The following is a 22,924-nucleotide window of genomic DNA, read 5'->3' as shown; positions in this document are numbered from 1 at the left end:
TGGATGTCCCTACCGGCCCCGGCTGGGGCAGGATCCCGCCGTGGGATACGTGGACGTGGCAGCGGTCGGGCACACGCTGCCCGACGGTCGGGAACTCTTCGCCGACGTGTCGTTCCGGGTCGGTGAGGGCGCCAAGGTCGCCCTGGTCGGGCCGAACGGCGCCGGCAAGACGACCTTGCTGAGGATGGTCGCCGGTGATCTTCCGGTACGCGCCGGCAGCATCGCGCGGGCCGGTGGGCTGGGCGTGATGCGGCAGTTCATCGGCATGATCGGCGACGAGACGACGCTCGCCGACCTGGCCCTGTCGCTGGCCCCGCCGGCGCTGCGCGACGCCGGCCGCCGGCTCGCCGAGACCGAGGCGGCCATGCGGACGGCCGAGGCCCACGGCAAGTTCAGCAACGCCGCGGGCAAGGCGCAGTTGGCGTACGCGGACGCGCTCGGCGCCTGGGGCGAGACCGGCGGGTACGACGCCGAGGTGCTCTTCGACACCGTCGCCACCATCGTGCTCGACCAGCCGTGGGACGCCGTACGGGACCGACCGGTGCGTACGCTCTCGGGCGGGCAGCAGAAGCGGTTCGCCCTGGAGCTGCTGCTGCGCGGCCCGGACGAGGTGCTGCTGCTCGACGAGCCGGACAACTTCCTCGACGTGCCCGGCAAACGCTGGCTCGAGGCGCGACTGCGCGAGTCCACGAAGTCGGTGCTCTACGTCTCGCACGACCGTGAGCTGCTGGCGCAGAGCGCCGACCGGGTGGTCGCCGTCGAGGGTGGCAGCGCCTGGGTGCACCCGGGCGGCTTCGCCAGTTGGCACGAGGCCCGGGTGGCCCGGCACGCCCGCCTCGACGAGCTGCGTCGACGCTGGGACGAGGAGCACCAGAAGCTGCGCGAGCTGATGGTGATGTACAAGCAGAAGGCGGCGTACAACGACGGGTTGGCGTCGCGGTACCAGGCCGCGCAGACCCGGCTGCGCAAGTTCGAGGAGGCCGGGCCTCCGCCCGTACCCCCGAAGGACCAGGACATCCGGATGCGGCTGACCGGCGGGCGGACCGGCAAGCGTGCGGTCGTCTGCGACCAGCTCGAGCTGGACGGCCTGACGTTCCCCTTCGACCTGGAGATCTGGTACGGCGACCGGGTGGCGGTCCTCGGTGCCAACGGCACCGGCAAGTCGCACTTCCTGCGGCTGCTGGCGCGCGGCGGCACCGATCCCGACCCGGCGAACGGGCCGGTCGACGGTGCGGGCGCGCTCGCGCCGGTGGCGCACGACGGTACGGCCCGGCTCGGCGCGCGGGTCCGTCCCGGGCACTTCTCCCAGACGCACGACCGACCGGAGTTGATGGGAAAGACGCTCGTCGAGATCCTGTGGCGGGGCGACGAGCACCGCCAGGGGATGGACCGGCACGCGGCGATGGGGGTGCTCAGCCGGTACGAGCTCGCCGGGCAGGGCGACCAGCGCTTCGGGACCCTCTCCGGTGGGCAGCAGGCCCGGTTCCTGGTGCTCCTGTTGGAGCTGTCCGGGGCGACCCTGCTGCTGCTCGACGAGCCCACCGACAACCTCGACCTGGCCAGCGCGGAAGCCCTCGAAGCGGGACTGAACGCGTTCGAGGGGACGGTGGTGGCCGTCACACACGACCGGTGGTTCACCCGGTCCTTCGACCGGTTCGTGCTGTTCCGGGGCGACAACGAGGTCGTGGAGACCCCGGAGCCGGTCTGGGACGTCGGCTGATCGGTCGCCGGGCAGGGGCGCGTCCGGCCGGCATAGGGTGGATCTCGTGACTGAGATGACCTATCGCCGGCTGGGCGACTCCGGGCTCGTGGTGTCCGTCGTCGGAATCGGCTGCAACAACTTCGGCCGCAAGCTGGACCTCGACGGCACCCGGGCGGTCGTCGACGCCGCCCTGGACGCCGGGATCAACCTGTTCGACACCGCCGACATCTACGGCGAGCCGCAGGGTGGCTCGGAGGAACTGCTCGGGCAGGCCCTCAAGGGTCGCCGCGACGACGTCGTGGTGGCCACCAAGTTCGGAATGGACATGCACGGCCTCAACGGGCCGGACTTCGGGGCGCGCGGCGCGCGGCGCTACATCGCCCGTGCGGTCGAGGCGTCGCTGCGCCGGCTCGGCACCGACCACATCGACCTGTACCAGATGCACGAGCCCGACGCGGGTACGCCGATCGACGAGACCCTCGCCGCCCTGGACGACCTGGTCCGTGACGGCAAGGTGCGCTACCTGGGCAACTCCAACTTCGCCGGCTGGCAGATCGCCGACGCGGACTGGGTCGCGTCGTCCAACGGACGGGCCCGCTTCATCAGCGCGCAGAACCACTACAGCCTGTTGGAGCGCTCCGTCGAGACCGAGGTCATCCCGGCGTGTGAGCGGTTCGGCCTCGGCATGCTGCCGTTCTTCCCGCTCGCCAACGGCCTGCTCACCGGCAAGTACAAGCGCAGCGAGCAGCCCCCGGCCGGCAGCCGGCTCTCCGGCGGCGGCCGGTACGCCGACCGGTTCGCGGCAGCCGACTGGGACACCATCGAGGCCATCGAGGCGTACGCGAACGAGCGCGGTCTGACCATGCTCCAGGTGGCGATCGGTGGCCTGGCCGCCCAGCCCGCGGTGACCTCGGTGATCGCCGGCGCCACCAGCGCCGAGCAGGTGCACGCCAACGCCGCAGCCGGCACCTGGGAGCCCACCGACGAGGACCTGACCGCCCTGCGCGACATCCTCTGAGCCGAGTGCCGCGCCGCGCTTGCCCCACTCGCGTTCCTTGAAGCAGGGGTGACCTGGTGCGCGGGACACCCCGACTTCAGGGGAGCCGAGTCGATCACGAGCCGGTCGGACGGCGACGGGCCGGGCCGCTCACAGCGGCCCGGCCCGGTTGGTGAAACGCCTGTCGGTCAGGTGGTGGTGCGGCGGCGGCCGAACAGCATGGCCACCCCCATCGCCAGGGCGACGACGCCCAGGCCGGCCGCCGCGTACGGCCACCAGCCCGCGCCGCCCGCGCCGTCAGCCGTCCTGGTCACCGCGACCGGCTCCGGCGGGGGCGGAGACTGCGCGGCACGGGCCTGCACCGTTGCGGTGGCCTCACCCGACAGGGGAGCGGGGGAGTTCACCTTGACCTTCCAGGTGCCGGCGGTGAGCACCGGACCGCTGCTGTAGAAGCCCTGCCCCTCGGGCTGCGGCTCCAACTGCACCGGCCCGACCTTCTGCCCGTCCGGGCCGGTGGCGGTGAGGACCAGTCGCACCACCCGGTCCAGCCGACGCCCGTCGGGGTAGGTGGCCTGGATGGTCACCCCGACGGCACCGTCACCGGCCACCACCAGCTTCAACTTGTCGGCCCGTGCGGCGGCCGGGGTCGCCGCGACAAGCGTCAGGGCCAGTCCGACGAGGACGGCGGCGACCGCCGTGCGGATACGCGTCACGGACGTCTCCTCCCTAATGAGGGAGGCCCCTCCCCGACGCCGGAGCGTCGGAGAGGGGCCTCGATCGGATCAGAGCTGGCGACCGGGCGCCAGCCGGGTGGCGTCGCCACCGAGCCGTCCCGTGCCCTTGACCGGCTCGCCGTCATTGGCCTTGACGCCGGCCTTGCTGGCCGTCCCGCCGAGCCGCACGATCATCGCGTCGGCGTCCCGGGTGAGGGTGTCCCGGATCTCGGCCTCGGCCACCAGGGTGGCGTCGGTGGCGAGGTCCCGGAACTGGGTCAGCTGCTTGATCGCCTTGTTGTCGTTGCCGGCCGCCTCGGCCTGGCGGGCCGCGTCGAGCTTGGCGGTCAACTGCTTGTGCGCCTTGGCCGACAACCGCCCCGTCGCCTTGAACCGGTCCAGCAGGAACTGCATGTCCCGGAACGAGGTGGTGACGAAGAACCGGACGTTCGAGGTCGTCTTGTTGCCGGCCTTGTCGGTCGCGGTGACGGTCAGCTCGTGCAGGCCGAGCGACAGCTCGTACATGGCCTGCAGGGTGCCGCTGACGTACGCCTTGCCGTCCAGCTGGCCGACCACGGACGCGATGCCCGAGGTCGGGTCCACGGCCTGCCAGGACACCCGGACGTCCTGGCTGTCGCCGTAGAGCTGGCCGTCGGCGATACCGGAGACCAGCAGCGTCGGCTTGGTGCCGTCGATCTTCAGGATCGCCGACTTGAGCGTCTCGACGTTGCCCGCCTTGTCGGTGGAGCGGTACAGCAGCTCGTGCTGCCCGTCACCGGTCACCTCGACCGGCTCCGTGTACGGCGTCCACGCGCCACCGTCCAGCGACCACTCGACCGTCTTGACCCCGGAACCGGCGTCGGTCGAGGCGAGCACGACCGGGATCGTCCCGTTGTGCCAGCCGTCGTCGTTCGCCGGAGCGAACGTCGCCGTGGTGACCGGGGCGGTGGTGTCGATCTTGACCGTGACGGTCTTCGTCGACTCCACGTTGCCGGCCTTGTCGGTCGAGCGGAACCGCAGCTCGTGCTCGCCGTCACCGCTGATCGCCACCGGCGCGGTGTACGCCGTCCACGCGGTGGCCCCGTCCAGCTGGTACTCCGTGCTGGCGAGGCCGCTGCCGCCGGCCTCGTCGGCGGCGGTCAGGGTGACCGTCACCGGCCCGGTGTACCACCCGTCGGTGGGGGTGCCGGACACCGTCGCCGTGGTGACCGGCGCCTTCTCGTCGGCCACCTTCGTGCTCAACCGGAAGTAGTCGAACGCGGCCGTCTTCGACGCCGTCTGGTTGGCGCCGAGGGTGAACAGACCCACCTTCGGGGTGGCGCCCACCGCGCTGTTGGTCAGCGCCTCCAGCGTGGTCCAGGTCGTCCCGTCAGCCGAGTACGACGCGGTGAAGGTGTTGCCCACCCGGGCCAGGCGCAGGTGCCACACCGCCGAGGTGAGGCTGGCCGCCTCCGGCTGTGGGCTCTGCACCGTCCCGCCGACCTCGCTGCGGAACTCGATCCGCCGCGTGACCGCCTGACCGGCCTGGTTGTCCGCGATGAAGTCGAACTTCAGGTAGTTGTCGTCGTCGGCCATGACGATCAGACCGGCCTGCTGGTACTGCTCGTTCAGCAGACTGCCGTCGACCTTCGTCTCCAGGGTCCAGTCGCCCGAGGGCGCGGTCTGGAGGATGAAGTTCTTCGGCCCGGTGTTGTCGGTGCCGTAGATGTCACCGTTCGGCACGTCGATCCGCAGCGCGCCGTCGGTCACCCGGTAGCCGTTCGGGTCCTCCCGCAGGATGGCGTCCCACCGGCACTTGTCCAGCGTGGTGCCGGTGAACTCGTCCGACGGCTCGACCGGGCCGGCCGGAGCGTCCGGCGTGACCACGAACGAGTCGAACGCGGCGTCCACCACGGGCGCCTCGGTGCCTCCGTTGAGTGCGAAGACCCCGATCCGCGGGTTGGTGATGCCGGCGAGCGCGGCCGAACGGCCGACCGGGGTGAACGTCTGCCCGTCGCCCGAGAAGGAAGCGGTCAGGTTCGTCCCGTCGCTGGTGACCCGCAGGTACACGGTGTCACCCGCCGGCGCGTTGGCGGCGTCCGCGGCGTCGTTGCGCGGCGTCCCGGCGGTCTCCCGGATGAACTCCACCCGACGGCTGCCGTTGTACAGCAGGTCCACCTTGGCGTAGTTGTCGTCGTCGCCGTACACCAGCAGACCGGCCTGCTGGTAGTTGGCCGTCACCGGAAGCGTGACCTTGGTGGTCATCTCCCAGGCGCCGGTCGGCGCCGCCTGGAGCACCAGGTTGGTGGCGTCGTTGCGGGCGCCGTAGAGGTCACCCACCGCGGTGGGCAGCTTCAGCGCGCCGCCGCTGAGCGAGTAGAGCTGGTTCTCCCGGACCACGGTGGTCCACCGGCTCTTGTCCAGCGTGTTGCCGTTGAAGTCGTCCGAACGCGCCCCGAGGCAGGACGTGTCCGGAGCGTTCACCCGCACCGGCACCGTGGCGTACGACTTGGCGCCCTTGCTGTCGGTCACCGTGAGGGTGGCCGTGAAGGAGCCGACGCTGGTGTACGTGTGGCTGGCGTCCAGGGTGGACGCCGTACCGCCGTCACCGAAGTCCCAGGCGTACGTCAGCGGGGTGTCGCCCTCGGCGTCGGTGGCCGTGCCGTCGAAGGCGACGGTGACCGGTGCGGTGCCCGTGGCCGGGGTCGCGGTGGCGGTGACCACCGGCGGCCCGTTCTCGGTGACGCCGCGTCCGACGAAGTCCATCCAGTTGACGTTGAACAGCGAACCCGTTCCGCCGTTCGGGTCGCGGGCCACGAAGTACAGCCCGCCGCTCGCGGCACCGGTCACCGGCGCGCTCACGTCCGTGTACGTCTGCCACCCGCCGGTCGCCGGAACGGTGGCCGTGGCCACGACCGGTCCGTCGACCGCACCGGCGTGGACCTCGATCCGACCGCCGGCGGCGGCCGAGGCGGCCCGGAACCGGATCTCGGTGATGTTGGTCAGGTTCGCCGGAACGACCGACCACCAGTCGCCGTCCTCGATGAACGCGATGCTCTGGCCGCCACCCGCGGTGTCGGTCGCGGCCTCGCGCTGCACGCCGGCGTCGCCGCCGCCGGTGCTGCCCGGAACCCGACCGGTGGCGCTGAAGTACTCGGCCTGCTTCTGCTTGGGCTGCAGGATCTCGATCTGCCGCCCGGTGAGCGCGCCGGAACCGCCCGCGCCACCCTTGTCGGTGTAGGTGGCCTCGAAGACCGCGAACACGTTCGCCTCGGCGCCGTGCCCGGAGGCGAGCGACGTCTGGACCGTGCCGGTGCAGCCGGTGTGCTGCTCCAGCGGGTGGGCGTGCTCGTCGTGACCCAGCAGCACCTGGAGGTTGACCTTGGAGCAGTCGATCTGCCCGTCCTCGGGGTCGGTCACCTTGACCGTGTAGCGGACCTGGTCACCCCAGTTGAAGAAGCCACCGTCCGGCGGGAACTCGATGGTCACCGTCGGCGCGGTGTTGCCCACGGTGACCGGTACGTTGGCCACCGCCGTGCGGCCCTTCGGGTTGGTCACGGTGAGCTGCGCCGTGTAGTTGCCCGCCGTGGCGTACGTGTGCGTCGGGTTGGCCTCGGTGGAGGTCTGCCCGTCGCCGAACGCCCAGGCGTAGGTGAGCGTGCCACCGTCCGGGTCCCGGGAGCCGGCGCTGGAGAACTCCACCGTCAGCGGGGCCGGACCCGAGGTCGGGTTGGCGGCCGCCGCCGCGATCGGCGCACGGTCACCGGCGATGTAGTCGATCCGGTAGACGCCGGAGTTGTCGTTGTTGCCGCCGAAGCCGCTGCCCCACTCGATCAGGTACAGCGCGCCGTCCGGACCGAACTCGAAGTCCATGGGCCGGATCATCGACATGCCGGGGAGCAGCTGGTTGATGTCCACCAACGACTTGCCGTCGGGGGTCATCTGCATCGTGTACATCTTGTTCTGGTTCCACTCGCCCAGCAGCGCCTTGCCGTCGTAGTAGGCCGGCCACTTGCGGGTCGAGTTGAGGTTGGCGTCGTACCGGTAGGCCGGGCCGCCCATCGGGGCGCCACCGCCACCGATCTCCGGGTACCGCGCGTCGCCGGCGTAGCCGTAGTCGACGGTGGCCGGAACGACCGGCGGGAGGTTGGTCAGACCGGTGTTGTTGGGCGAGTTGTTCACCGGCGCGGCGCAGTCGAACTTCGGACCGCTCGGGCCGGACGGGAACGTGTAGTCGTTGTACGCCTCGTTCGTGCCCGTGCAGTACGGCCAGCCGTAGTTGCCGGGGGTCACGACGTTCCACTCGACCAGACCGCGCGGGCCCCGGTCCGGGTTGTTGGAGTTGGCGTCCGGCCCGTAGTCACCGACGTAGAGCGTGTCGGTCTTCGGGTCGGTGCCGATCCGGAACGGGTTGCGGAAGCCCATCGCGTAGATCTCGGGACGGGTCTTCTCAGTGCCCGCCGCGAAGAGGTTGCCCGACGGCACGCTGTACGTCCCGTCGTCCTCCGGGTGGATCCGGAGCACCTTGCCGCGCAGGTCGTTCGTGTTGGCCGAGGTGCGCTGCGAGTCGTAGTCCTGGCGACCCGGACGCTCGTCGAGCGGCGCGTACGCGTTCGACTCGAACGGGTTGGTGTTGTCACCGGTGGCCAGGTAGAGGTTGCCGGCGCTGTCGAAGGTCATGCTGCCGCCCGCGTGGCAGCAGGTGTTGCGCTGGGTGTCGACCCGCAGCACCTGCTTCTCGCTCGCCAGGTCGATGGTGTCGCCGGTCACGGTGAACCGGGACAGCAGGTTCCGCGCCACGTTGTCGTTCGGGGCGTAGTACAGGTACACCCACTTGTTGGTGGCGAAGTCCGGGTCGAGCCTGATGCCGATCAGGCCGTCCTCGTTGCCGGTGAAGACGTCCAGGTCGACGGCGGTGACGGTGTTGCCGGTGTCCGGCTTGATGATCTGCACCCGACCGTCGCGCTCGATGTAGAAGACCCGCCCGTCGGGGGCGATGTCCAGCTCCATCGGGTTGCTGGTGTTGCTGTCCAGCGTGACCTTCTCGAAGCTGGCGGTCTTCGACGCGCCGCAGTCGGCGTCGACCACGCCGGCCGCCGTCTGGATGCCGCCGAGCAGGTGCTTGAGGAACTCGGGCTCGGCGTACGACTCACGGGTGTGCCCGCCGCCGGTGTACCAGGAGCGGCCACCGTCGAAGTCCTGGCACCACGCCGTCGGGTGGTCGGCGCCCATCGCGCCGGCGCCCGGGGTGTAGCTCTTCTCGTCCAGGCTGGCCAGCACGTGCACGTCCGGCCGCGGGTTGGTCTGGAAGTTGTACCACTCGTCGAACCGGGACCAGCGGTCCGGAAGCTCGGCGGTGGACGGGTGCGCGTGGTCCTCCACCTTGACCGTGGCCTGCTGGTTCTGCGGGTGGTTGGCGAAGTACGCGCCGACCAGGTCGCCGTACCAGGCCCAGCTGTACTCGGTGTCCGAGGCGGCGTGGATGCCGACGTAACCGCCGCCGGCCTTCACGTAGCGCTCGAAGGCGGCCTGCTGGTCGGCGTTGAGGACGTCGCCGGTGGTGGAGAGCCAGATCACGGCCTTGTACTTGGCCAGGTTGGCGTCGCTGAACGCGGCGCCGTCCTCGGTGGTGTCCACCGTGAAGCCGTTGGTCGCGCCGAGCTGCTGGATGGCGGCGATACCGGTGGGGATGGAGTCGTGGCGGAAGCCGGCGGTCTTCGAGAAGACCAGGACGGAGTAGGGGTCGGCCGCTGCGGCCTTCGGTGCTGCCGGCGCCGCCTGGGAGAGCGGAGCCGCGACAGGCACGTCTCGCGCGGGGATCTGCGCTCCGGTCGGAGCCGCCTGCGCCGGGGACCCGATCAGGGCCGTCGACGTCAGCGCGAGGGACAACAGGGTAGCGGTGAGTGGTACACGGGCACGACGAGAACGGGACACGCCGCCTCCAATGTCGCGGTGGACAGGGCTCGCGGGGCCGGCTCGCCGAAGACCGTCCCAGATGGAGCCGGTGGAGACGCCGTGCCAGGGCGTCCACGCCGGCATTTTGTCGAATCGCTGAACAAATTAGTTCTGCTGCATCGATGTCCGGCAAGATGCCGGCGGGTAACGGTTCTGCAACGGCGGGCGACATTCCGAACAGGACCGGAGAAAGCACCCCGATCGATGCGTCGCCTCGGGCCCGTCGACCCTCTCTTGGCAGAGGGACGGAACTGTCGTACGGTGACACGCAAGTAACCCACGGGAGCCCGGTGTACCGGGCTGAGAGGGGGGCTGACAGCCCCCGACCGTCGAACCTGATCCGGGTAATGCCGGCGCAGGGAGGAGCGTTGCCGTGCCGTCCCTTGGGCGACTGCATCTGATCACCGACACCCGACCCGGGCGCGATCCACTCACCGTGGTCCGGGCCGCCCTCGCGGCAGCCCAGGCCGACCTCGTCGTGCAGGTCCGGGTCGAGGACTCCGCCACCGACCGCGAGGCGTACGACCTGGCCGCCCGGGTGCTGGCGCTCTGCGCCCCGTACGGGGCGACGTGCCTGGTCAACGACCGGCTGCACGTGGCGCTCGCGATCGGCGCCGCGGGTGGACACGTCGGCGCCGACGACCTGCCGGTCGCCGCGGCCCGCCACGTGCTCGGCCCCACCGGCGTGCTGGGCGTCACCGCCCGCGAGCCGCGATCCGCGGTGCAGGCCGTCCTCGCCGGGGCCAACTACCTGGGCGTCGGCCCGTGCCACGCCACCAGCACCAAGACCGGTCTGCCCGACCCCATCGGGTCGGTCGGAATACGCGACGTCGCCGACGCCGTCGACGTGCCGGTCATCGCGATCGGGGGAGTGACCGCCGACCGGGTGCCGGCGCTGCGGGCCGCCGGGGCGTACGGGGTGGCCGTGGTCGGCGCGATCGCCTCGGCCGCCGATCCCGGGCGGGCGACCACCGAGCTGCTGCGGGCGCTCGCGTGACCCGCGCCGACGTGGCGGTGGTGGGCGCGGGCCCGATCGGGCTGGCCATCGCGTGGCGCTGTGCCAGCCGCGGGCTGCGCGTCGAGGTGCACGACCCGACGCCCGGCTCGGGGGCGTCCGCCGTCGCCGCCGGGATGCTCTCCCCGGTCGCCGAGGCGTACTTCGGGGAACGGCGGCTGACCGAACTGCTGGTGGCGTCCGCCGCGCGGTGGCCCGCGTTCGCCGCCGAGCTGACCGAGGCCAGTGGCACGCCGATCGGCTACCGGACCGAGGGCACCCTGATGGTCGGGCTGACCGGCGACGACCTGGCCGAGGCGCGTCGGCTGTGGGCGTACCAACAGGGTCTTGGCCTGCCGGTGACGCCGCTGCGCCCCAGTGAGCTGCGCGACCGCGAGCCGGCGCTCGCGCCCCGGGTGCGCGGCGGCGCGCTCGCGCCCACCGACCACCAGGTCGATCCTCGGCGGCTGGTGCCGGCGCTGCGCACGGCCGCGCGACGGGCCGGCGCGGCGTTCGTGCCGCAGCCGGTCCGTCGCCTGGCCGAGGTGGACGCCAAGGTCACCGTGGTCGCGGCCGGTTGCGGCGCCGCCGCCCTCACCGGCCTGCCCGTGCGGCCGGTGAAGGGCCAGATCCTCCGGCTGCGCGCGCCCGGCGGCGTCGCGCCGGGCTTCCGGCACGTGATCCGGGGGTACGCCGACGGCGAGCACGTCTACCTGGTGCCCCGCGCCGACGGAGAGGTGGTGCTCGGCGCGACGGTCGAGGAGCGGTCCGACACCACCGTCACCGCCGGCGCGGTGCAACGACTGCTGCGCGCCGGCGTCGACCTGCTGCCCGAACTGGCCGAGTACGAGCTGGTGGAGGCCGTCGCCGGTCTGCGGCCCGGTACCCCGGACAACGCCCCGATCCTCGGGCCGCTGCCCGGCCGGCCGGACGTGCTGGCCGCGACCGGGCACCACCGCCACGGCATCGTCCTCACCCCGATCACCGCCGAGGCGATCACCGACCTGGTGCTCACCGGGACGTCCGATCCGCTGCTCGCCGGCTTCGGCGCCGACCGGTTCGCCGGCCCGAACAGCAGTTTCGAGGAGGAGTGATGGAGCTGACGGTGAACGGCGCCGGGCGCAGCGTCCCCGGCGGCGCGTCGGTGGCCGACCTGGTCCGTGACGTCGCGCCGCACCAGCGTGGTGTCGCGGTCGCGGTCAACGGCGAGGTGGTGCCCCGGGCCGGCTGGCCGGCCACGGTGCTGCGCGACGGCGACCGTGTCGAGGTGCTCACCGCCGCACAGGGCGGGTGAGCGGCGTGCCGTTCGAACTGGCTGGAGAGACGTTCGGCTCGCGGTTGATCCTCGGCACCGGCGGCGCGGCGAACCTGCACGTCCTGGAACAGGCGATCCGCGCGTCCGGCACGGAACTGGTCACGCTCGCGCTGCGCCGGGTGGACACCGCGCCGGGCACCGGCGGCGGGCTGCTGGACCTGCTGGACCGGTGCGGCGTACGGCTGCTGCCCAACACCGCCGGCTGCCACACCGCGACCGAGGCGGTGAAGGTGGCCCGGCTGGCGCGCGACGCGTTCGACACCGACTGGGTGAAGTTGGAGGTCATCGGCGACGAGCGGACGCTGCTGCCCGACGGGGTGGAGTTGCTCCGCGCCGCCGAGGAACTCGTCGCCGACGGCTTCACGGTGCTGCCGTACACCAGTGACGACCCGGTGCTCGCCCGCCGCCTCGCCGACGTGGGCTGCGCCGCGGTGATGCCCGCCGGGGCGCCGATCGGCTCGGGACTCGGCATCGGCAACCCGCACCACATCCGGCTGATCCGGCAGAGCGTGGACGTGCCGGTGATCCTCGATGCCGGCATCGGCACCGCCTCCGACGCGGCGCTCGCCATGGAGCTGGGCTGCGACGCCGTTCTGCTGGCCAGCGCGGTGACCCGGGCCGCCGACCCGGTGGCGATGGCCACGGCGATGCGGTACGCCGTCGAGGCCGGCCGCCTCGCCGCGGGCGCGGGTCGGATCGCCCGGCGCTTCCACGCCCTCGCGTCCACTCCCGACGAGGGACGACCGGACCTGTGACGGGATTGCCGCCGTCAGGTGTTGTTCTCCTCACCGATCGTCTGGTCGCGTCCCGTGGGCTCGCGGGGATCGTGGCGGAGGCGGTGGCCGGGGGAGTGCGCTGGGTCGTGCTGCGGGAGAAGGACCTGCCGCGCGCCGAGCGGGTCGCCCTCGCCGCCGACCTGCGCGCGATCCTCACCGACGTCGGCGGGACCCTCATCGTGGCCGGCCCCGACCCGCTGGGTGGCGACGCCGTCCACCTGCCGGCCGCCGGCCCGTACCCGCCGCCACCCCACCGCCTGGTCGGCCGCTCCTGCCACGACGAGACCGAACTGCACCGCCTGACCACCGAGCACTACGCGACCCTCTCCCCGATCTGGCCCACCAGAACCAAACCCGGCTACGGCCCACCCCTCCAAGCAACAGGCCTGCGCAAGCTGATCGACATCAGCCCAATACCCGTCCTGGCCCTGGGGGGAGTGGAAACCCCAGAGCAGGTAACCGCCTGCGTCGAGGCAGGAGCCGCCGGAGTAGCCGTGCTCGGCGCCCTAATGCGAGCAGAAAACCCGAGAAAAACAGCCCACCAACTGACCAGCGCTTTCGAAGAGGCGGTCACCCAGAAGGTGCAAAGAAGCCGGCACGGACGCACGGAGGTCCCCCGGTCAGGGCTGCGGCCGACCGTGCCCACGCAGGGATCAAGCCTGACCGCCCGGAGTGGGCACGGTCGGCCGCAGCCCTCAACCGCAACCAAAGAGGGAAGCCAGTGACGCCAAAAACCACGTTAACCATCGCCGGCTCCGACTCCGGTGGCGGCGCGGGAATCCAGGCGGACCTCAAGGTCTTCGCGGCGCTCGGCGCGTACGGCACGAGTGTCCTCACGGCGGTCACCGCGCAGAACACCCGGGGTGTCGACGCCGTCCTGCCGTTGCCGCCGCGCACGGTCGCGGAGCAGTTGGACAGCGTGCTCGCCGACTTCACGGTGGGCGCGGTCAAGACGGGAATGCTCGGCACTCCGGCCGTCGCCGACGTGGTGGCGCAGGCCGCCCGGGACGGCCGGCTGCCGCAGCTCGTCGTCGATCCGGTGCTGGTCGCCACGAGTGGCCACCGGCTGGGCGTGGTGGGCGCGGTGGAGCGGCTGCTCCCGTACGCCCGGGTGGCGACACCGAACTGCGCGGAGGCCGCGGCCATCACCGGACGCGGAGTGGACGACGTGGCGGGGATGGTCGTGGCGGCCGAGGCCCTCGCGGCCGGCGGCCCGGAGTTCGTGGTGGTCACCGGCGGCGACATCGGTGGGGACGAGGCGGTCGACGTGCTGCACGGCGACGGCGTCACCACCCTGCTGCGGGGTCCCCGGGTGGACACCCGGCACACCCACGGCACCGGCTGCTCGTTCTCGGCAGCCATGGCCGTGCGGCTCGCGCTGGGCGATCCGGTGCCGGCGGCGGCGCAGGCCGCCAAGGAGTACGTGTTCCGCGCGCTGACCGGCGGGCGGAGCTGGGAGCTGGGCGCGGGGCGCGGGCCGCTGGATCACTTCGGCTGGTCCGCCTGATCACCAGGGAGGTTGTCATGCAGGCACGAGGCAAGGTGTACGTCGAGGGGTCGCGGCCGGATGTGCGGGTGCCGTTCGCGGAGGTGACGCTGACCGGTGACCATCCGCCGGTACGGCTCTACGACACGTCCGGCCCCGGGTCGGATCCGGATGTGGGGTTGCCGGCGCTGCGCGGCCCGTGGATCGCCGAGCGTGGTGACGTGGCCCCGGTGCGGGGCGCGGGCACGCCGCTGGCCGGCGCGGGCGGTCGTCGACCCACGCAACTCGCGTACGCACGGGCCGGGGTGGTGACGCCGGAGATGGAGTTCGTGGCGATCCGGGAAAACGTCGACCCGGAGCTGGTACGGACCGAGATCGCCGCCGGTCGGGCGGTGCTGCCGTTGAACGTCAACCACCCGGAGTGCGAGCCGGCGATCATCGGCAAGGCGTTCCTGGTCAAGGTGAACGCCAACATCGGCACGTCGGCGGTCAGCTCGTCGGTGGCCGAAGAGGTCGAGAAGCTGACCTGGGCGACCCGCTGGGGCGCGGACACCGTGATGGACCTGTCCACCGGCAAGCGCATCCACGAGACCCGCGAGGCGATCGTGCGCAACTCCCCGGTGCCGATCGGGACGGTGCCGATCTACCAGGCCCTGGAGAAGGTCGGCGGCGATCCGGTGAAGTTGAGCTGGGAGGTGTTCCGGGACACCGTGATCGAGCAGGCCGAGCAGGGCGTGGACTACATGACGGTGCACGCCGGGGTGCTGCTGCCGTACGTGCCGCTGGCCGTGGACCGGGTGACCGGGATCGTGTCGCGCGGTGGCTCGATCATGGCGGCCTGGTGCCTGGCGCACCACGAGGAGAACTTCCTCTACACCCACTTCGCGGAGTTGTGCGCGATCCTCGCGCGCTACGACGTGACGTTCTCGCTCGGTGACGGGCTGCGGCCCGGCTCGATCGCGGACGCCAACGACGAGGCGCAGTTCGCCGAGCTGCGCACCCTCGGCGAGCTGACGAGCGTCGCCTGGGAGCACGACGTCCAGGTGATGATCGAGGGTCCGGGCCACGTGCCCATGCACAAGATCAAGGAGAACGTGGACCTCCAGCAGGAGTGGTGCCACGAAGCGCCGTTCTACACGCTCGGGCCGCTGACCACCGACATCGCCCCCGCGTACGACCACATCACCTCGGCGATCGGCGCGGCGATGATCGGCATGTTCGGGACCGCCATGCTCTGCTACGTCACCCCGAAGGAGCACCTCGGCCTGCCGGACCGGGACGACGTGAAGGCCGGCGTGATCGCGTACAAGATCGCCGCCCATGCGGCCGACCTGGCCAAGGGCCACCCGGGCGCGCAGGCGTGGGACGACGCGCTGTCGAAGGCGCGGTTCGAGTTCCGCTGGGAGGACCAGTTCAACCTCTCGCTGGACCCGGAGACCGCGCGCTCGTACCACGACGCGACCCTGCCGGCCGAGCCCGCGAAGACGGCCCACTTCTGCTCGATGTGCGGCCCGAAGTTCTGCTCCATGAAGATCACCCAGGAGCTGAAGGAGTACGCCGCCCGCGGCATGAAGGACAAGTCGGAGGAGTTCGTCTCCGGCGGCGGCAGGGTCTACCTGCCGCTCGCCTGACGTGGTGCGCTCCGGTCGGGCGGGCCGGATCGATCGCCCGACCGGAGCGGCCCGTTCGGCATGGTCAACTCGGGTTCCGGTAAGTCGGGGTGTCCCGGCCGGCAGGAAGGCCCGGATTTCCGGAACCCGAGTCGATCAGCCCGGGCGCGCGGGTGTTCACTCCCGGTGGTGACGGCCGGTGGAGCGCAGCGAGCGACGGCTGTTCTCCTGCTCGGGTTCGTTGTCGGTGACGGGCTTGCTGAGGCCGGCGACCCAGTCGACGAACTCCTCGTCCTGCGCGGGCAGCGGCTCCGCCGCATCGGGGGCGGGCCGGCTCTCCTCGTCGGCCCGCACCCGGTTACGCCGGAACAGGCCGCCGAGCCGCCCCCGGCGGGAGGACTGCCGCCCGTCGTCCGTGGACGTCCGCGTGGGGTCGTCCTTCGGCTCGGCACCCTCGGCGGTGGCGGACGTGCCGCCCTGCCCCGGTACGACCGGAGCGATCGACGGCGGCACGATGGACCTCGCCAGGGCGGCCATCGCGCTGGCCTCGTCGGCCCGGCCGGTCGTGTTGCTGGACGTCGGGGTGGACGACGCGCTCTGGTCCGCCGCCTCGGTGCTCGGGTCCGGTGTCCTGGTACGACGGGTGGTGTCGAAGGCGTCCCAGGTGGGGACGCGGCTCAGATCGGGCAGGGGCGGCCGTTGCCGGAAGCGGGGTGTCCCGTCGGTCGGCTCCTCGGCATCGGCGGGGGCGTCCGCGGCGGACGGTTCACGGTCGGCCGGCGTGGTGGTCCGCGAGGAGGTCGCCGGCCAGGCCGGTGCCGCGGGCGTCCACCGGTCGGCCCCCGCGACCTCGCCGAACAGCGAAGCGCCCGTGCCACCCTCGGTCGCGGCTCGTTCGGTGCGGCCGGCTCCGGATGCCGTGGCCGGCGCGGAACTGTCGACGGGGGTGGCCGGCGACTCGACGCGCGGGCTCCTCGCGCTCTTTCCGGTGGTTGGGGCCTGCGGGTCCGCCCCGCTGGTCCGTGCCGTTTCGTCGGGCTCGGTGCTCGGACCCTGCTGGTCGGGGTGGGAGGCGTCCTGTTCGGCAGGCTCGACGCTCGCGGCGCCCTTGCCGGCGCGGGTCGCCCGCCGGGCGCGTACGCCGGTCGGCCGGTCGGCTGCCGTCTCGGTGGCTGCCGTGTCGCCGCTGGTCGTCGCCGAGGTTGCGGCCGTGTCGCCGGTGGTCGTCGCCGAGGCTGCTGCCGTGCCGTCGACGGTCGGGTCCGCCGAGGTGGCGGTCGGCACGGATTTCGGTTTGCGCGAACGGCGCGGCTTGGGCGCGGGCTCGGCCGTGCCGTCCGTGGCCGACGTGCCCGTGCTGCCCGCGACCGGGCCAACGGTCGCCTCCGGGGTCGGGGTGGTGTCCGAGGTGGCGATCATGTCGGCGGTCGGAGCGCCCGTGTCACCGGAGGCCGGAGTGTCGGTGCCGCCCGTGGCGAGCGCGGCGGCCGTGGTGCTGGTCGTCGTGCGGTCGCTGGCCGGCTCGTCCCGGCGAGCCGTGTCGCTGCCGGTCGGGCGGCCGTCGCCCGCGTCGGGCGTCCGGCTGACGGCCGCCGTTGCGCGCGTGGCAGAGGTCGGGCCGGTGGAGGCCGGGTCGGCCGTACCGCCGGTCGCGTCCTCGTCGCGGCTCGACGGCTGCCGCCCGGCGGTGAACTCGCCCGTCGGATCGGTCAGCCAGGAGGCACGGGCCGGCGCGCGGTCCTGGTCCGCGCTCGTACCCGACGGGTCGGAGGTCGCGGCGTCGGACCGCTGGCGGGGGCCGGCGGGTCGCGGGGCCCCGTCCGGGCGCGTCGCGTCGGCGGGGACCGGGCCGTGCTGGCCGCTCGCCGTGGCCGACGGCCAGTCCCAGTGGGCGGGGACGGTGCGTACACCGGGGGTGTCGTCACCGGCGCGCGGACCCGGAGCCGTCGGGGCCAGCTGTCCGCCGGCGTGCCCGCTCTGGTCCTCTGCCGGATTCGTCGACGTCGCCGGGTCGCCACCCGGCGGCGTCGGGCCGGCGGGCAGCGGACGCAGGATGTCGGTGGGCGCGATCGCTGCGGAGTCGGCGGTGCGGACGCCGACGGGCCAGCGCAGCAGGGCGGCCGCCGCGGCTCCGAGGGCACCGGCGAGGACGGCGATCAGCGCGCCGTAGTACGGGGTCGTCTGGTAGCGGTCGACGGCGTCGCCGGGGCCGGCGGTCAGGTAGGCGAACGCCACCAGCACCGGACCCGCCACCCCGGTCGCCGCGCTGATCAGCGGGATCTGACCGCGCCACCGGGCCAGTCCGGCGGTTGCCGCGCCCGCGAGCAGCGCCACCAGGGGCAGCACGAGCAGCGCCAGGCGCTGCGCGGCCGCGTCGTCGAGCCAGTTCGGTTCGAGTACGCCGAGTCGGACCGTGGGCAGCGGGCCGGTCGTGCCGAGCGACGGCAGGACGGAGAGCAGCGCCAGCAGCCAGATCGTCCCGGCCACGGCCGCCATGTTCCAGCCCAGTTCCGGCCGGAGCAGTACGGCGATGGCCGCGCCCGCTCCGATGACCGCGCCGAGGATGGCGCAGATGCCGACCGCCCAGACCGGGTCCACCGAGATCAACTCGGCGGCTCGGGCGGGCTGCATGCAGAGCGGGGCGACGGCGGTGGCGCCGAGCGCGGCGGCGCCACCGATGGCCAGGTGCCGGCCGGTGCTGGCCGGCGGGGTGTCCCGGCGGGCCAGGCGTCCCGTCAGGACGGCGCCGGCCACGGCGGCGTTCGCGGCGAACCAACCCACCCAGACGAGCTGGGCCGGCCACTGGTTGACCGTCGAGCCGGTGAAGGCGCCGGTGAGCCGGACGATGCCGAAGCCGTACGCGACGCCGAGTTGGCCGGCTCCGGCCAGCACACTCACCCCGAGCGCCGTGAGCAGCAGTCTGCCCCAGGTCCGATAGGCCATGTCCGGCACGTTACGCACCCGGTACACCCGATCGCCACCGGCGCGCCGCGCGGCGCGCCGGTGCACGCCCGGCGGGTCTACTTGAGTTCGACCAGCCGGGCCAGGTATGTCGTGTCCCCGACATTGGTGAGCATGTGTACCGCGCCGGGGTCGCGGTACACGACACCGCCGGTGGGCTCGTCGGCGTCGATCCGCGTCCCGTCGATCGTCTGCACGACGTTCTTCGCGCCCTCGATCGCCACCACCAGGTACGGGTGGTCGTGCCGGTGCAGGGGCTGGCGCTCACCCGGTTCGAGCCGGATGTGCCAGACCCGGACCCGGTCGTTCTCGTACACGATCTCCTGGCCCACGGGCCCGAGTTCGGTCCCGTCGATCACGTCGGTCATCGTCCACCGTCCAGTTGGGGAAGCACCTCGGCGGCAATCAGTTCGAGGTGGTCGAGGTCGTCGAGGTCGGTGAGGCGCAGGTGTACCCGGCTCGCGCCGATCTCGGCGAACTCGCCGATCCGCTGCACCAACTGCGACGGCGAGCCGACCACCGGATCCTCCGGTGGCAGCGCGCTCTTCTCGTGCAGGGGCGCGGCGCGGCGGGCGGCCTCCGCCTCGGTACGTCCGACGGCCACCACGATGCCGGCGGAGAGCACCAGCGGGCCTCGCCCGGTCCCGGCCCGACCGGTGCGGTCGCACGCCTCGCGTACGCGGTCGTACGCCCCGGCGGTCTCGGCCACGGACTTGAACGGCATGTTGAACTCGTCGGCGTACCGGGCGGCCAGTTCGGGGGTCCGCTTGGGGCCGCGTCCGCCCACGATGATCGGCGGACCGGGCACCTGCGCCGGCTTGGGCAGCGCGGGTGCGTCCACCAGCCGGTAGTGGTCACCGGTGAAGCTGTACGTCTCGCCCACCGGGGTGGACCACAGCCCGGTGATCACCTCAAGCTGCTCGGCCAGCCGGTCGAAGCGCTCGCCGACGGCCGGGAACGGGATGCCGTACGACGTGTGCTCGCGCTGGTACCAGCCGGCGCCGATGCCGAGGTCGACCCGGCCGCCGCTCATCTGGTCGACCTGCGCGACCAGCACGGCAAGGGGGCCGGGCAGGCGGAAGGTGGCCGACGTCACCAGGGTGCCCAGCCGGATCCGTTCGGTCTCCCGGGCCAGCGCGGCCAGCGTCAGCCAGGCGTCCGTCGGGCCGGGCAGGCCGGGGTCGTCACCCATCGACTGGTAGTGGTCGGCCCGCAGGAATCCCTCGAAGCCACCGGCCTCGGCCAGTCGGGCGAACCGGAGTTGGGTGTCGTAGTCGGCACCCCGGTGCGGCTCGGTGAACACCGACACCCGCATGGTCATCGTCCCTCCGCGCCGGCCGCGGCCGGCTGGTCGCGTTCCATCAACAGTTCGTGCAGGTCGGCGCTGACCCGGGCGACGTCGGCGAGGTGGGCGTTGCGGCCCAGGGTGCGTGGACGGGGGATGGCCACCTCGACCACCTTGCGGATCCGGCCGGGGCGGGGGCTCAGCACGATCACCCGGTCGGCGAGCAGCACCGCCTCGTCGATCGAGTGGGTGACGAAGACGATGCTGGGCTTGTTCTCCATGTGCACGCGCTGGAGTTCGCCGGAGAGCTCCTCGCGGGTGAGCGCGTCGAGCGCGGAGAACGGCTCGTCCATCAGCATCACCCGGGGCTCGCCGATCAGCGACCGGCACAGCGACACCCGTTGCTGCATGCCACCGGAGAGCTCGTGCGGCAGCCGCTTCTCGAACCCGGCCAGGCCGGCCACGTCGAGCAGTTCCCGGGCCCGCTCGCGGTGCTTGGCGCGACTCCAGCCGAAGATCTCCACGGGCAGCAGGACGTTGTCCAGCACGCTGCGCCACGGCAGCAGGGCCGGCTTCTGGAACAGCATGGCGATGTCGCGGCGGGGTCGGGTGATGGGCGTACCGGCCACGGTGATCTCGCCGGAGGTCAGCGGTAGCAGCCCGGCGATGAGCCGCAGCAGGGTGGACTTGCCGCAGCCCGAGCGCCCGAGGACGGCGACGAACTCACCCTCGGCGACGTCGAGGTCGATGCCGCGAAGGGCTTCGACCTGGCCGGACCGGCCCTCGAAGGTACGCGACACCCCGGACAGTCGGATCATCTGCGGCGGACCTCCGCTGAGTGGACGGTCAGGAATCCGACAAAGGCTAGCCGCCCTGTTGACATCTCGCACCGTCCGGGGTCGTCGTCAGGTTGTTTCCGATCCGCAACCCGATACGCCTGGCGTCGCAACTGTGGGTTTCTCGTACGCTGTGCCCGCGAAGAGTCCCCTCACGATGGCGGTGCCCGGCTTGCCCCTCCCGCCGGTACCGTCGCGACAACCCCCTCCGGTGGCTTGCGGCCCCGGTCGGAAAGGACATGGTGCACTGATGAGAAGGCTGACCCGTACGGTCGCTACGGCCGCGCTGGCCACCGCCCTCGCCCTCGTCTCCGCCTGCAGCAGCGGGTCGGACTCGTCCGACGACGCCAAGGGCGGCAAAGACGGAGCACTGGAGAAGGTGACCTACCTCACCTCCTTCGGCAACTTCGGCCGTGACTCCTACGCCTGGGTGGCGAAGGACAAGGGCTTCTTCAAGGAGGCCGGCTTCGACGTCGAGATCAAGGCCGGCCAGGGTACCGGCGGCGTGATCCAGACGGTCGTCGGCGGTCAGGCGGACTTCGGGCCGATCGACCTCACCGGTGGTCTGCTCCAGCTCGGCAACGGCCAGGCGAAGGACTTCACCGCCGTGGCCGCGATCCAGCAGCGCACGATGGCGGGTATCGCCACCGTCGAGGGCAAGAACATCAACTCGCCCAAGGACCTGGAGGGCAAGAAGCTCGCCGACACCCCCGGCTCCGTCGTGCGCAACCTGTTCCCGACGTACGCCCGGCTCGCCGGTGTGGACGCCAGCAAGGTCACCTGGGTCAACGGTGAGGCGCAGGCGCTGATCGGCACGCTGGCCTCCGGCTCGGTGGACGGCATCGGCCAGTTCGTCGTCGGTCAGCCGACGATCGAGGCGGTGTCCAAGAAGAAGGCCGTCATGCTGCCGTACAGCAACGTGATGCAGGACCTCTACGGCAACGTGCTGATCACCTCCAGCAAGATCGCCAAGGAGAAGCCCGAGATGGTGAAGCGGTTCACCGCGGCGCTGCTCAAGGGCCTCGAGTACAGCCTGGCGAACTCCAAGGAGGCCGGCGAGATCCTGAAGAAGAACGTGGACGCCGCCAACCCGGTGGCCGCCGCCGCCGAGCTGGACCTCATGGCCGCGTACGTGCGCTCCGGCAACTCCGGCACCGCGATCGGCACGTTGGACAGCGGCCGGGTGGCGAAGAGCATCGCGATCCTCCAGGGCGCCGGCGCGCTCAAGCAGAACATCACCCCCGAGCAGATCATCGACTTCAGCCTCGCGCCGAAGGCCTGATCGTCCGGTCGTCACCAGGGGGTACGTTCCACCGGTCTCCGGTGGGCGTACCCCCGTCGCTTGTCGGCCCCCTAGGGCCGGCGAATCCCGTCGGCCCCCCGGGGCCGGCGAACAACGAGGAGGACAAGATGACCGACGTCCGGTCAGCCGAGCCGGCGGTGACGGTGCCCGCACCCTCGGGCGGCGGCCGCCAGGCGCGTCGGGCGGGTCGGGGCGCCGGCCTGCGCGCGGGGACCGGGGCGGCGCTGCTGCCCGCGGCCGGTCTCGTGGTCGCCCTGGCCGTGTGGTGGCTGGTCGCCCGGCTGGAGCTGGTCCACCCGGCCGCCCTGCCGCCACCGGGGGACGTGCTCACCGCGTTCCTCGACAAGCCCGCCCAGATGCTGGAGCACACCTGGGCCACCCTGCTGGAGATCCTGATCGGGTTCGTCCTGTCGGCCGCCGCCGGTGTCCTGATCGGACTCTCGCTGGCCAGTTCGCACACGGTCGAGCGGATGTTCACTCCGCTGCTGGTCGCGGTGAACGCCGTGCCGAAGATCACCCTTGGTCCGCTGCTGGTGGTGGCGCTGGGCTGGGGGCAGAAGCCGATCCTGACCATGGTGTTCCTGCTCTGCTTCTTCCCCATCGTGCTGTCCACCGCGACGGGGTTGACCACCACGCCGGCCGACCTGGCCGAACTGGTCCGGTCGTGGAACGCCTCCCGTTGGCAGGCGTTCCGCAAGGTGCGGTTCCCGGCGGCGCTGCCGCAGATCTTCGTCGGGCTCAAGGTGGCCATGCCGCTGGCGGCCATCGGCGCGGTGATCGGCGAGTTCCAGGCCGGGGAGAAGGGCCTGGGCTACGTGATCACCCAGTACGCGGGCGTCGGCGACACCGCCACCGCCTGGGCGGCGATCATGCTGGTGGCGCTGGTCAGCATCCTGCTCTACTCCGCGCTCGTGCTCGTGGAGCGGATCGCGCTGCCCTGGGTACGGGAAACCACCAGCAGCCGCTGACCCGTCCGCCACGCCAGAAGCAGGTGGCAAGCGTAGATCTTGGA

At 72.2% G+C, this 22,924-nt stretch carries 17 protein-coding genes and 1 riboswitch; of the genes, 11 read left to right on the top strand and 6 right to left on the bottom strand.

The window, feature by feature from the left end:
- Positions 1 to 40: 40 nt before the first annotated feature.
- Entirely contained in the window at positions 41 to 1,720 is a 1,680-nt protein-coding gene (locus ACQPZK_RS27785; RefSeq protein WP_433535752.1) for an ABC-F family ATP-binding cassette domain-containing protein, read from the top strand.
- A gap of 37 nt (positions 1,721 to 1,757) precedes the next feature.
- A complete protein-coding gene (locus ACQPZK_RS27780; protein ID WP_433535751.1) occupies positions 1,758 to 2,720 on the top strand; it encodes an aldo/keto reductase in 963 nt (320 codons plus the stop codon).
- A 167-nt stretch (positions 2,721 to 2,887) separates the two neighbouring features.
- Here the strand turns inward: ACQPZK_RS27780 and ACQPZK_RS27775 are convergent, their stop codons facing one another.
- The gene (locus tag ACQPZK_RS27775; RefSeq protein WP_433535750.1) at positions 2,888 to 3,412 is read right to left on the bottom strand and encodes a hypothetical protein; all 525 of its coding nucleotides are present in this window, start codon (positions 3,410 to 3,412) and stop codon (positions 2,888 to 2,890) included.
- 69 nt (positions 3,413 to 3,481) lie between these two features.
- Complete coding sequence (locus ACQPZK_RS27770; RefSeq protein ID WP_433535749.1) at positions 3,482 to 9,325, bottom strand: ThuA domain-containing protein; 5,844 nt, start codon at positions 9,323 to 9,325, stop codon at positions 3,482 to 3,484.
- 290 nt (positions 9,326 to 9,615) lie between these two features.
- Positions 9,616 to 9,725, top strand: a riboswitch (TPP riboswitch).
- Here ACQPZK_RS27770 and thiE point away from each other — a divergent pair.
- The 7 genes from thiE (at position 9,720) to thiC (ending at position 15,548) form a co-directional block, all read left to right on the top strand.
- Complete coding sequence (gene thiE, locus ACQPZK_RS27765; protein ID WP_433535748.1) at positions 9,720 to 10,343, top strand: thiamine phosphate synthase; 624 nt, start codon at positions 9,720 to 9,722, stop codon at positions 10,341 to 10,343. (Overlaps the previous riboswitch by 6 nt.)
- A complete protein-coding gene (gene thiO, locus ACQPZK_RS27760) occupies positions 10,340 to 11,434 on the top strand; it encodes a glycine oxidase ThiO (RefSeq protein ID WP_433535747.1) in 1,095 nt (364 codons plus the stop codon). The genes thiE and thiO overlap by 4 nt, the downstream gene beginning before the upstream one ends.
- On the top strand, positions 11,434 to 11,634 hold the full coding sequence (thiS, locus tag ACQPZK_RS27755) for a sulfur carrier protein ThiS (protein ID WP_433535746.1): 201 nt from the start codon (positions 11,434 to 11,436) through the stop codon (positions 11,632 to 11,634). Before thiO ends, thiS begins: the two co-directional genes overlap by 1 nt.
- Positions 11,631 to 12,410: a thiazole synthase gene (locus ACQPZK_RS27750; protein WP_433535745.1), complete on the top strand. Its 780-nt coding sequence runs from the start codon at positions 11,631 to 11,633 to the stop codon at positions 12,408 to 12,410. The genes thiS and ACQPZK_RS27750 overlap by 4 nt, the downstream gene beginning before the upstream one ends.
- Positions 12,407 to 13,156, top strand: coding sequence for a thiamine phosphate synthase (locus ACQPZK_RS27745; protein WP_433535744.1), 750 nt, complete (start codon positions 12,407 to 12,409; stop codon positions 13,154 to 13,156). The genes ACQPZK_RS27750 and ACQPZK_RS27745 overlap by 4 nt, the downstream gene beginning before the upstream one ends.
- Positions 13,153 to 13,938: a bifunctional hydroxymethylpyrimidine kinase/phosphomethylpyrimidine kinase gene (gene thiD / locus ACQPZK_RS27740; RefSeq protein WP_433535743.1), complete on the top strand. Its 786-nt coding sequence runs from the start codon at positions 13,153 to 13,155 to the stop codon at positions 13,936 to 13,938. The genes ACQPZK_RS27745 and thiD overlap by 4 nt, the downstream gene beginning before the upstream one ends.
- 17 nt (positions 13,939 to 13,955) lie before the next feature.
- Positions 13,956 to 15,548, top strand: a complete 1,593-nt coding sequence (thiC, locus tag ACQPZK_RS27735) for a phosphomethylpyrimidine synthase ThiC (protein ID WP_433535742.1) — start codon at positions 13,956 to 13,958, stop codon at positions 15,546 to 15,548.
- A 156-nt stretch (positions 15,549 to 15,704) separates the two neighbouring features.
- Here the strand turns inward: thiC and ACQPZK_RS27730 are convergent, their stop codons facing one another.
- The 4 genes from ACQPZK_RS27730 to ACQPZK_RS27715 all read right to left on the bottom strand — a co-directional run bounded on the left by ACQPZK_RS27730 (position 15,705) and on the right by ACQPZK_RS27715 (position 20,591).
- Positions 15,705 to 18,470, bottom strand: coding sequence for a hypothetical protein (locus tag ACQPZK_RS27730; protein WP_433535741.1), 2,766 nt, complete (start codon positions 18,468 to 18,470; stop codon positions 15,705 to 15,707).
- A gap of 77 nt (positions 18,471 to 18,547) precedes the next feature.
- On the bottom strand, positions 18,548 to 18,856 hold the full coding sequence (locus tag ACQPZK_RS27725) for a cupin (protein ID WP_007465195.1): 309 nt from the start codon (positions 18,854 to 18,856) through the stop codon (positions 18,548 to 18,550).
- Positions 18,853 to 19,803: an LLM class F420-dependent oxidoreductase gene (locus tag ACQPZK_RS27720; protein WP_433539337.1), complete on the bottom strand. Its 951-nt coding sequence runs from the start codon at positions 19,801 to 19,803 to the stop codon at positions 18,853 to 18,855. Before ACQPZK_RS27720 ends, ACQPZK_RS27725 begins: the two co-directional genes overlap by 4 nt.
- Positions 19,804 to 19,805: 2 nt before the next feature.
- Positions 19,806 to 20,591: an ABC transporter ATP-binding protein gene (locus tag ACQPZK_RS27715; RefSeq protein WP_433535740.1), complete on the bottom strand. Its 786-nt coding sequence runs from the start codon at positions 20,589 to 20,591 to the stop codon at positions 19,806 to 19,808.
- Between the two features lie 268 nt (positions 20,592 to 20,859).
- On the opposite strand from ACQPZK_RS27715, the gene ACQPZK_RS27710 reads away from it, so the two are divergent.
- On the top strand, positions 20,860 to 21,891 hold the full coding sequence (locus tag ACQPZK_RS27710) for an ABC transporter substrate-binding protein (protein ID WP_355050735.1): 1,032 nt from the start codon (positions 20,860 to 20,862) through the stop codon (positions 21,889 to 21,891).
- 128 nt (positions 21,892 to 22,019) lie between these two features.
- On the top strand, positions 22,020 to 22,880 hold the full coding sequence (locus tag ACQPZK_RS27705) for an ABC transporter permease (RefSeq protein WP_433535739.1): 861 nt from the start codon (positions 22,020 to 22,022) through the stop codon (positions 22,878 to 22,880).
- Positions 22,881 to 22,924 lie beyond the last annotated feature (44 nt).

Origin of the sequence: Micromonospora sp. CA-249363, assembly GCF_050950185.1 — a bacterium.
Classification (GTDB): domain Bacteria; phylum Actinomycetota; class Actinomycetes; order Mycobacteriales; family Micromonosporaceae; genus Micromonospora.
The sequence above is the reverse complement of the archived record's forward strand: the minus strand, read 5'-3'. Positions and strand labels throughout refer to the sequence as shown.

Bases quoted from the DNA above. Each gene is read 5' to 3' on its own strand.
- thiS (WP_433535746.1), top strand. From the start codon at position 11,434: ATGGAGCTGACGGTGAACGGCGCCGGGCGCAGCGTCCCCGGCGGCGCG.
- thiC (WP_433535742.1), top strand. From the start codon at position 13,956: ATGCAGGCACGAGGCAAGGTGTACGTCGAGGGGTCGCGGCCGGATGTG.
- ACQPZK_RS27730 (WP_433535741.1), bottom strand. From the start codon at position 18,470: ATGGCCTATCGGACCTGGGGCAGACTGCTGCTCACGGCGCTCGGGGTG.
- ACQPZK_RS27725 (WP_007465195.1), bottom strand. From the start codon at position 18,856: ATGACCGACGTGATCGACGGGACCGAACTCGGGCCCGTGGGCCAGGAG.
- ACQPZK_RS27720 (WP_433539337.1), bottom strand. From the start codon at position 19,803: ATGCGGGTGTCGGTGTTCACCGAGCCGCACCGGGGTGCCGACTACGAC.
- ACQPZK_RS27715 (WP_433535740.1), bottom strand. From the start codon at position 20,591: ATGATCCGACTGTCCGGGGTGTCGCGTACCTTCGAGGGCCGGTCCGGC.
- ACQPZK_RS27710 (WP_355050735.1), top strand. From the start codon at position 20,860: ATGAGAAGGCTGACCCGTACGGTCGCTACGGCCGCGCTGGCCACCGCC.
- ACQPZK_RS27705 (WP_433535739.1), top strand. From the start codon at position 22,020: ATGACCGACGTCCGGTCAGCCGAGCCGGCGGTGACGGTGCCCGCACCC.